The 8,525-nt window shown below is 69.6% G+C and carries 11 protein-coding genes, 1 pseudogene and 1 riboswitch; of the genes and pseudogenes, 9 read left to right on the top strand and 3 right to left on the bottom strand.

What is annotated here, in order from left to right:
• Positions 1 to 235 (top strand): annotated as a pseudogene (locus A9W96_RS19755) (DNA mismatch repair protein MutT); the annotation flags it as partial.
• Here A9W96_RS19755 and thiE read toward each other — a convergent pair.
• Positions 207 to 878: a thiamine phosphate synthase gene (gene thiE, locus A9W96_RS19750; RefSeq protein WP_067021783.1), complete on the bottom strand. Its 672-nt coding sequence runs from the start codon at positions 876 to 878 to the stop codon at positions 207 to 209. The pseudogene A9W96_RS19755 and the gene thiE sit on opposite strands and share 29 nt — an antisense overlap.
• A 37-nt stretch (positions 879 to 915) precedes the next feature.
• A riboswitch (TPP riboswitch) is annotated at positions 916 to 1,053 on the top strand.
• A 1-nt stretch (position 1,054) separates the two neighbouring features.
• Between thiE and thiO the strand changes: the two genes are divergently transcribed.
• From thiO to A9W96_RS19730, 4 genes are read left to right on the top strand one after another with little or no spacing between them, the layout of a single operon-like run.
• Positions 1,055 to 2,077 (top strand): glycine oxidase ThiO, encoded by a 1,023-nt coding sequence (gene thiO, locus A9W96_RS19745; protein ID WP_067021792.1) that lies wholly within the window; start codon positions 1,055 to 1,057, stop codon positions 2,075 to 2,077.
• Positions 2,074 to 2,271, top strand: coding sequence for a sulfur carrier protein ThiS (thiS, locus tag A9W96_RS19740; RefSeq protein ID WP_066872420.1), 198 nt, complete (start codon positions 2,074 to 2,076; stop codon positions 2,269 to 2,271). Before thiO ends, thiS begins: the two co-directional genes overlap by 4 nt.
• A 7-nt stretch (positions 2,272 to 2,278) precedes the next feature.
• Positions 2,279 to 3,037 (top strand): thiazole synthase, encoded by a 759-nt coding sequence (locus tag A9W96_RS19735; protein ID WP_067142318.1) that lies wholly within the window; start codon positions 2,279 to 2,281, stop codon positions 3,035 to 3,037.
• Complete coding sequence (locus A9W96_RS19730; RefSeq protein WP_067142314.1) at positions 3,034 to 3,801, top strand: SGNH/GDSL hydrolase family protein; 768 nt, start codon at positions 3,034 to 3,036, stop codon at positions 3,799 to 3,801. The genes A9W96_RS19735 and A9W96_RS19730 overlap by 4 nt, the downstream gene beginning before the upstream one ends.
• 3 nt (positions 3,802 to 3,804) lie before the next feature.
• On the opposite strand, the gene A9W96_RS19725 is transcribed toward A9W96_RS19730, so the two are convergent.
• Both A9W96_RS19725 and A9W96_RS19720 read right to left on the bottom strand, forming a co-directional pair.
• Positions 3,805 to 4,326 (bottom strand): serine/threonine protein kinase, encoded by a 522-nt coding sequence (locus A9W96_RS19725; RefSeq protein ID WP_067142311.1) that lies wholly within the window; start codon positions 4,324 to 4,326, stop codon positions 3,805 to 3,807.
• Positions 4,327 to 4,417: 91 nt separating this feature from the next.
• Complete coding sequence (locus A9W96_RS19720) at positions 4,418 to 4,948, bottom strand: serine/threonine protein kinase (RefSeq protein WP_067142308.1); 531 nt, start codon at positions 4,946 to 4,948, stop codon at positions 4,418 to 4,420.
• A 335-nt stretch (positions 4,949 to 5,283) separates the two neighbouring features.
• Here A9W96_RS19720 and A9W96_RS19715 point away from each other — a divergent pair, with 335 nt between their 5' ends.
• The 4 genes from A9W96_RS19715 to A9W96_RS19700 all read left to right on the top strand — a co-directional run.
• Positions 5,284 to 5,631, top strand: a complete 348-nt coding sequence (locus A9W96_RS19715; RefSeq protein ID WP_067142305.1) for a CD225/dispanin family protein — start codon at positions 5,284 to 5,286, stop codon at positions 5,629 to 5,631.
• Positions 5,632 to 5,649: 18 nt separating this feature from the next.
• Complete coding sequence (locus A9W96_RS19710; protein ID WP_066872434.1) at positions 5,650 to 6,075, top strand: DUF2752 domain-containing protein; 426 nt, start codon at positions 5,650 to 5,652, stop codon at positions 6,073 to 6,075.
• Between the two features lie 53 nt (positions 6,076 to 6,128).
• The gene (locus tag A9W96_RS19705; RefSeq protein WP_066872437.1) at positions 6,129 to 7,619 is read left to right on the top strand and encodes a M28 family metallopeptidase; all 1,491 of its coding nucleotides are present in this window, start codon (positions 6,129 to 6,131) and stop codon (positions 7,617 to 7,619) included.
• Positions 7,616 to 8,525 (top strand): M28 family peptidase (locus tag A9W96_RS19700; protein WP_156765329.1); only part of this gene is annotated, 910 nt, incomplete at its 3' end. The genes A9W96_RS19705 and A9W96_RS19700, both read left to right, overlap by 4 nt.

Here is an 8,525-nt window from a genome sequence, read left to right as displayed (position 1 = left end):
GGTGGCCGACCTGCCGCTGCACCCGGGCTTCGCCGCCAGCTGGCAGCGGCTGCGCACCGCGCCGGCGGTGTTGCCGCTGGGCGACGGCGACGAGCGGCGGCGATACCTGCCGCGCACGATCGAGATCGAGACCGGCGTCTTCGTCTGGTGCATGCCCGGGCCCCCGTCGGAGGCCGACCAGGCGCCCTCGCAGCTGGCCCGCCGGATCAGCGCGCTGCTGCCAGCGCCGAACTGAGCCGCGTGGCCGCGGCCCGCGGGTCGGCGGCCGCGGTGATCGCACGCACCACCACGATGCGCCGGGCGCCGGCGTCGAGCACCTCGGGCAGCCGGCGCTCGTCGATGCCGCCGATGGCGAACCACGGCTTGTCGGTTCCCAGCCCGGCGGCCACCTTCACCAGCGGCAGGCCCGGCGCCGCGCGGTCCGGTTTGGTAGGCGTGGGCCAGCACGGCCCGACGCAGAAGTAGTCCGCTTCGCTGCGCGCGGCCGCGGCGGCCTGATCGGCGCTGTGGGTGGACGAGCCGAGCAGCACGTCCGTCCCGACAATGTCGCGCGCGATCCCCAGCGGCAGGTCGCCCTGGCCGAGGTGCAGCACGTCGGCCCCGGCCGCGCGGGCGATGTCGGCGCGGTCGTTGACGGCGAACAGGGCGCCGTGCCGGCGTGCCGCGGCGGCCAGGACCTGACACGCCGCCAGCTCCTCACGCGCCTCCAGCGGGCCGAACCGCTGCTCACCGGCCGAACCCTTGTCGCGCAGCTGGATGATGTCCACGCCGCCGGCCAGGGCGGCGTCGGCGAATTCGGCCAAATCGCCGCGCTCACGGCGCGCGTCGGTGCACAGATAGAGTCGCGCCGCGGCCAGCCGGGCAAGAGGTTGATGCACACCGAGACGCTAGCGCGCTAGCGTGGAGCCGAAGAGAACCACCAGACACGGGAGTCCCGGGTAGTCGAGGCGACTGCGGGGCTGAGAGTGGGCACAGCCGGAGCCACCCGGACCTGCCCTTACCGTCACACCTGATCCGGATCATGCCGGCGAAGGGAGGCTCGAGAATGACCGGGATGCCCTCGGGACCCCCACTGGGGTCCCTGGCCGTCGTCGGCGGCGGCGTCATCGGGCTGGCGGTGGCGCGCCGCGCCGCGCAGGCCGGCTGGTCGGTGCGGGTGCATCGCAGCGACCACCAGGGCGCATCCTGGGTGGCCGGCGGCATGCTGGCGCCGCACAGCGAAGGCTGGCCCGGCGAGGAGCGGTTGCTGCGGCTGGGCCTGGAATCGCTGCGGCTGTGGCGCGAGGGCGGTTTCACCGACGGGCTGCCGCCCGGGGTGGTCACCGCGCGCGAGTCGCTGGTGGTGGCCGTCGACCGCGCCGACGTCGCCGACCTGCGCACCGTCGCGGACTGGTTGTCCGGCCAGGGGCACCCGGTGGTCTGGGAATCGGCGGCCCGCGACGTCGAACCGCTGCTGGCGCAGGGCATCAGGCACGGCTTCCGGGCGCCCACCGAACTGGCCGTGGACAACCGCGCGGTGCTCGACGCGCTGGCCGCCGAGTGTGAGCGCCTCGGGGTGCGGTGGGCGCCGGCGGTGCACGAGCTGTCGCGCGTCGAGGCCGACGCGGTGGTGATCGCCAACGGCATCGACGCGCCGGCGTTGTGGCCGGGCCTGCCGGTGCGCCCGGTGAAGGGCGAGGTGCTGCGGCTGCGGTGGCGCAAGGGTTGTATGCCGTTGCCGCGGCGGGTGATTCGTGCCCGGGTGCACGGACGGCAGGTGTACCTGGTGCCCCGCGCGGACGGAGTGGTCGTCGGCGCCACCCAGTACGAGCACGGGCGCGACACGGCCCCGGTCGTGTCGGGGGTGCGCGACCTGCTCGACGACGCGTGCGCGGTGCTGCCGGCGCTGGGCGAATACGAGTTGGCCGAATGCGCCGCCGGTCTGCGCCCGATGACCCCGGACAATCTGCCGTTGGTGCATCGCCTGGATGCGCGGACGCTGGTCGCCGCGGGCCACGGCCGGTCGGGATTCCTGTTGGCGCCCTGGACGGCAGAACAGATCGTGTCCGAACTGGCCCCGGTGGGAGCACACCCATGATCGTTCTGGTCAACGAGCAGAAGGTCGACGTCGACGCGCCCATCACGGTCGCCGCGTTACTGCAGTCCCTGGGGTTCCCGGACCGCGGGGTGGCCGTGGCCATGGATGACACGGTGCTGCCGCGATCCCGTTGGGCCACCGAGCTTTTCGACGGTGCCCGGCTCGAGGTGGTGACGGCGGTGCAAGGTGGCTAAATCCGAGATGCCCAAACTGACCATCGGAGACCGCAGCTTCGCGTCGCGGCTCATCATGGGGACCGGCGGCGCGAGCAACCTGGCGGTGCTCGAAGAGGCGCTGGTGGCCTCGGGCACCGAACTGACCACCGTCGCGATCCGCCGCGTCGACGCCGAGGGCGGCACCGGATTGCTCGATCTGCTCAACCGGCTGGGCATCACGCCGCTGCCCAACACAGCGGGATGCCGCGGCGCGGCCGAGGCGGTGCTCACCGCACAGTTGGCGCGCGAGGCGCTGAACACCAACTGGATCAAGCTCGAGGTGATCGCCGACGAACGCACGCTGCTGCCCGACGCGGTCGAATTGGTGCGAGCCGCAGAGCAATTGGTCGATGACGGGTTCGTCGTGCTGCCCTATACCAACGACGATCCGGTGCTGGCGCGCCGGCTCGAGGACGCCGGCTGCGCGGCCGTCATGCCGCTGGGTTCGCCGATCGGCACCGGCCTGGGCATCACCAACCCGCACAACATCGAGATGATCGTCGCCGGGGCCGGCGTTCCGGTGGTGCTCGACGCCGGCATCGGAACCGCCAGCGATGCCGCGCTGGCGATGGAATTGGGTTGCGACGCCGTACTTCTGGCGACCGCGGTGACCCGGGCCGCCGATCCGGCGGCGATGGCCGCCGCGATGGCCGCCGCGGTCACGGCCGGGTATCTGGCCCGCGGTGCCGGACGGATCCCGAAGCGGTTCTGGGCGCAGGCTTCCAGCCCCAGCCTGAGTCAATGAATCGTTATGTGGCGCTGGGCAGTTCGATGGCCGCCGGCCCGGGCATCCGTCCCCGCGCGGCAGGGGCTCCGCGATGGTCGGGTCGATCCGCACGCAACTACGCCCACCTGATCGCGCAGCGTCACGGCTACGACCTGGTCGACGTCACCTTCTCCGGGGCGACCACCGCCCACGTGCTCACCGAAAGCCAGCGCGGGGCGCCACCCCAAATCGCCGCGCTGGACGGCACCGAAAGTCTGGTCACCGTCACCATCGGCGGCAACGACGTCGGCTACATCCCGCTGCTGATGGCGGCGTCGCTGCCGCGGGCACTGCGGCACCTGCCGTTGCTGGGGGACCGCATCACCGAACTACTGGACCGCCAAGCGCGAGATGCGGCCTTGGACGCGGTGTTTGAATCGCTGTGCGCGGTCGGCCGGGAAGTGCGCCACCGGTGCGCGGGGGCACGGATATTCTTCGTCGACTACCTGACGATGCTGCCGCCGCCGGGTGTGCCGGCCGCGCCGCTGTCGAGCGCCGACGCCGACCTGGGTCGCCACGTGGCCGCGGCGCTGGAGACGATGACGGCCGATGCCGTCGCGGCGACCGGCTGCGGACTCATCCGCGCCGCCGCGGCCAGCCGGGAGCACCACGCATGGTCGGCAGAGCCCTGGACGACGCTGCCGACCCGCTTGGGTGTGTCACTGCCCGGACGCCCCGCTCCGTTGCACCCGAACGCCGACGGGATGCGCGCGGTAGCGGATTTGGTCGCGGCCGCGCTCTAAGCGTCAGCCGTTGGTGCGCCACCACTGGTAGAGGGCGTTGACATCGGAGTTGGCCGACGTGAGATGTCCCAACACGTTTTTGGCGTCGGTGGTCCAGGTCAGCGTCGCGTAGTTCTTGTAGGTGCCGCAGGCGATCTGGCCGCCCGTCTGGCCGTTCTGCTTCCACGTTCCCGGTGACTGCCCGGCGTCCCCGCACGCGGCCAGGGACACGTCCTTGATCGTAGAACTGAACGCGGAGCCCAGGTTCGTGCTGTTGGAGAAGAGCGCGTAGACACCCGATCCCGGTCCGCTGGAGTCGGGGCTTTGCCCGCACACCAGTTCGGCCAGCTCGCCGGCCTCGGTCAGCTCTTGGGACTTGCAGTTGTTCAGGCCGTAGCCCTTCGACAGCGAGGCGGCCAGCGTGTTCAGGTCCGCCGCGTTACCCGTGTTGGGTTCGGCGCTTGCGGTGGCACAACCCGCGAAAGCCAAACTGCCCGTTAAGGCTGCGGCCGACACGACTCGCAGCGCGGTGTTGAGATGTGACATTTTCCTGACTCCCTGCGGTTGATGGAAATAAAGAGGGGCGAACGTCTCTCGGTCATCTGTTCTTGAATCGGTTGCGGCCCTTCGCCGAATCTCACCCGTTGGCGCGCCACCACCGGTAGAGCGCGGCCACGTCGGTGTTGGACGCGCGCAGGTAGCTCAGCGTGTTCTTGGCGTCGGTGGTCCAGATGATCTCGGCGCCGTTGCGGTACGTGCCGCAGGCCGCCTGACCGGCGCTGTCGGCGGCGCCGTCCTTGTGCCAGGTCGACGGCGACTGGGCGGCGTCCCCGCAGGGGGTCAGGACGTCCTCTTTGATGGTGGCCTTAAACGAGGTGGCCAAGTTCTCGGCGTTGGTGAACAGGACGTACTTGGCCTGAACCGGGCCGCTCGGGTCGGGACTCTGCCCGCAGGTGAGTACCGCCAGTTGCGTGCTGCGGTCGATGTTTCCGGCGGTGCAGTTGTTCAGGCCGTAGCCCTTCGACAGCGAGGCCGCAAGCGCGTTGATATCCGACGGGTTGCCGGTGGTGGCCGGGTCCGCGCTCGCAGTGACGCCGCCCGCTAAGGCCGAACCGGCCATGAGGGCCGTTAAGACCGCTGCCCTCAGCACGTTGCTGAAATCAGACATGAATGGCTCCTTAACGGCGGCTTCTAAACACGGATAGTAGGTCTATGTCGTGGTAAAGCAATACGTTCCGCAGGCAATTGTCTGTGTAGGCATCCTTCGTCGGCTCAACGGGCAGAGGCCCAGGAAAATGATAGTGCCGCGCGGCTTGCGCCGCCCGCTGGCGAATTATGTTGAGTCCGGCGGTAATCGAGCCGCCCGGTGAATGCGGTGGCGTCTCCGGCGCGTTGCGCCCGGCCCGGCCTAAACCAGATTTTGCATTGCTAGTGCCGATCAGAGTCCGCTCGGGTATGGTTAGACCGCTTTACGTCAGCTAACTTCTCTGGACTGGAGAATCCATGACACAACCCCCTCCTCCGCCGCCCAATTACCCGCCGCCGTCTCCCGGTTACCCGCCGCAGCAGCCGGCCGGCGAAGCGCCGAATAACTATCTGGTGTGGTCGATTCTGGCGACCCTGTTCTGCTGTCTTCCCTTCGGAATCGTGGCGATAGTCAAGTCGAGCCAGGTCAATGGGTTGTGGGCGCAGGGACGTTATGCCGAGGCGCACGCGTCCGCCGAAAGTGCCAAGAAATGGGTGATCTGGTCGGTAGCCATTGGCATCGTGGTGGGCATCATCTACGGCATTTTGATGGCGGTCGGCGCGCTCAACACGGACACCAACGCGGCACTCGCCGCGATGTTCTAAAGGTTCTAGACTTCGATCATGGTGACCCGCTGGGGGGCGGCGCACGCGAGCTTGGGTGCGCCACTGGTCGTGGCCGCATCCACGACGCTGATGTGCGCCGCCATCTGGGCGGGTGACCCGACCACACCGAACGGTCCGCTGCCGGTCTGCCCCACCAAGGCGTTGTTGGGGATCGACTGTCCCGGCTGCGGCAGCTTGCGGATGGTGTATTCGCTCTTGCACGGCAACCTGTTGGCGGCCGCCAGGTTCAACGCGTTGGGCCTGGCGGCTGTCGCGCTGCTGGCGTGGGCCTACTTCTCCTGGACCTACGGGCGCCTGGTGGGCCGGCGCATCCGCAGCTGGCAGCACCGGCGCTGGGCCGCCGCCGTGACGCTGTCGCTGGTGCTGGCCTGGTTCGTGGTGCGCAACATCCCCTTTGCGCCCTTCAGCGCACTGCATGTCTGATACCGCCGTGTCCTGATCCGGGCCGGTTCGGCAGCGGTCTAACCTGGGGCGCGATGGTGAACAAATCCACGACGATTCCGGCGATGCTGGCCGTGATCGCCCTGACCGCGTTCTCGACCGGCTGCTCGCATCGGTCGTCCGACTCGCAGCAAACGCACCCCGGCGCGGCCGAATTCGCCGCCGGCCTGCGCGACAAGGTCACCACCGACGCGATGATGGCCCACCTGACCAAGCTGCAAGACATCGCCAACGCCAACAACGGCACCCGGGCGGTGGGCACGCCCGGCTACGAGGCCAGCGTCGACTATGTGGTGAACGTCTTGCGCGGCAGCGGATTTGACGTGCAGACCCCGGAATTCTCGGCGCGCGTGTTCCACGCCGAGAAGCCGGAGCTCACCGTCGGCGGCAAGTCGGTGGAGGCGCACGCGCTGGACTTCAGCCTGGGCACCCCGCCGGCCGGCGTGAGCGGGCCGCTCCTCGCCGCACCGCCGGACAACTTGGGTTGCGCGGCCGCCGACTACGCCGCCCTGCCGCTGCAGGGCGCCGTGGTGCTGGTGGACCGCGGCACCTGCCCGTTCGCACAGAAGGAAAACGCCGCGGCACAGCGCGGCGCCGTGGCGATGATCATCGCCGACAACGTCGACGAACAACAGATGGGCGGCACGCTCGGCCCGACCACCGAGGTGAAGATTCCGGTGCTGAGCGTCACCAAGTCGGTGGGGGTGCAGCTGCGCGGCCAGCCCGGCCCCACCACCATCAAGCTCAACGCGAGCGTCCAAAGCTTCCGCGCCCGCAACGTGATTGCGCAGACCAAGACCGGGTCGGCGACCGACGTGGTGATGGCCGGGGCCCACTTGGACAGCGTTCCCGACGGGCCGGGCATCAACGACAACGGATCGGGCGTGGCCGCGGTGCTGGAAACCGCTGTGCGACTGGGGAATTCACCACCGGTGCGCAACGCGCTGCGGTTCGGCTTCTGGGGTGCCGAGGAACTCGGACTGATCGGATCGCGCAACTACGTCGAGTCGCTGGACCTGACGGCGCTGAAAAACCTTGCGCTGTACCTCAATTTCGACATGCTCGCATCGCCGAACCCCGGCTATTTCACCTACGACGGCGACCAATCGCTGCCCGCGGACGCGCGCGGCCAGCCGGTGGTGCCCGAGGGCTCGGCCGGTATCGAGCGCACGCTGGTCGCCTACCTGAAGTCGGCCGGCAAGACCGCGCAGGACACCTCGTTCGACGGCCGGTCGGACTACGACGGGTTCACCCTGGCGGGCGTCCCCGCCGGCGGCCTGTTCTCGGGGGCGGAGGGGAAGATGTCCGCCGACCAGGCCAAATTGTGGGGCGGCGCCGCCGATCAACCGTTCGACCCCAACTACCACCAGAAGACCGACACCCTCGACCACATCGACCGCACCGCACTGGGAATCAACGGCGGCGGTGTGGCCTACGCGATGGGTCTGTACGCGCAGGACCTCGGCGGGCACAACGGCGTCCCCGCCATGGCGGACCGGGTCCGGCACGTGCTCGCCAAGTCATGATGTCCCGGCTGGTCGCGACGCTGCTGCTGCTCGCCGCGCTGGTGGCCGGGTGTTCGGACACCCGGCCGGGGCAGCCGACGGCCACCCCGGACCTAGCGCACAGCTTGGCCAAACGGGTGAACGTCGAGGGCCTGCTGACCCATCTGCGCGCCCTGCAGAACATCGCCAACGCCAACGGCGGCAACCGCGCAGACGGCACACCCGGCTTCAACGCCACCGTGGACTACGTGGCTAAGACACTGCGAGACAAGGGTTTCGACGTACAGACGCCGCAGTTCGACCGGCTCTACACCGTGTCGTTGGGTAAGCCGGCGCTGACCGTTGCGGGTCGTACCTATTCGGTCGACCAGGCCTCGCTGCTGGTCCAAACGCCGCCCGGCGGACTGACCGGCCAGCCGGTCCGGCCGGCCCAGCCCTCGGGCTGCGCGGCCACCGATTACCCGTCGCCCCTGCCCAAAGGGGCGATCGCCGTCGTCGACGACGCGCACTGTTCGGTGGTCGACAAACAGAACAGCGCGGTGGCCAAGGGCGCCAGCGCGCTGATCGTGCTCAGTTCGCCCACCGGGCGGGGCGCGCCGCCCACCCTGTTCACCCCCGGCTACTTCAAGCAGCTGACCGTGCCGGTCGCCGTATTGGGCGCCTACGGCGCCGCCGCGCTGTCCGGCTCCACGGCACCGGTACGCCTGGTGCTGGATGCGCAGAACGTCAACATCACTTCGCGAAACGTCGTGGCGCAGACCAAGACCGGCTCGGCTCACGACGTCGTCGTGGTCGGCGCCCACCTGGACGGCTCCCGCGCCGGGCCCGGGATCAACGACGACGGCTCCGGGGTGGCCGCCGTTTTGGAGACGGCGCTGCAACTGGGCCCGCTCGCCCCGGTCACCAACGCGGTGCGGTTCGTGTTCT

The organism is Mycobacterium sp. 1245852.3, from assembly GCF_001669335.1.
In the GTDB taxonomy this organism is placed as follows: Bacteria; Actinomycetota; Actinomycetes; order Mycobacteriales; family Mycobacteriaceae; genus Mycobacterium; species Mycobacterium europaeum_A.
This window is presented reverse-complemented; position numbering and strand designations above follow the sequence as displayed.

Coding starts and splice junctions, on each gene's coding strand:
- thiO (WP_067021792.1), top strand. CDS start 1,055: ATGCCCTCGGGACCCCCACTGGGGTCCCTGGCCGTCGTCGGCGGCGGC.
- thiS (WP_066872420.1), top strand. CDS start 2,074: ATGATCGTTCTGGTCAACGAGCAGAAGGTCGACGTCGACGCGCCCATC.
- A9W96_RS19735 (WP_067142318.1), top strand. CDS start 2,279: ATGCCCAAACTGACCATCGGAGACCGCAGCTTCGCGTCGCGGCTCATC.
- A9W96_RS19730 (WP_067142314.1), top strand. CDS start 3,034: ATGAATCGTTATGTGGCGCTGGGCAGTTCGATGGCCGCCGGCCCGGGC.
- A9W96_RS19725 (WP_067142311.1), bottom strand. CDS start 4,326: ATGTCACATCTCAACACCGCGCTGCGAGTCGTGTCGGCCGCAGCCTTA.
- A9W96_RS19720 (WP_067142308.1), bottom strand. CDS start 4,948: ATGTCTGATTTCAGCAACGTGCTGAGGGCAGCGGTCTTAACGGCCCTC.
- A9W96_RS19715 (WP_067142305.1), top strand. CDS start 5,284: ATGACACAACCCCCTCCTCCGCCGCCCAATTACCCGCCGCCGTCTCCC.
- A9W96_RS19710 (WP_066872434.1), top strand. CDS start 5,650: ATGGTGACCCGCTGGGGGGCGGCGCACGCGAGCTTGGGTGCGCCACTG.
- A9W96_RS19705 (WP_066872437.1), top strand. CDS start 6,129: ATGGTGAACAAATCCACGACGATTCCGGCGATGCTGGCCGTGATCGCC.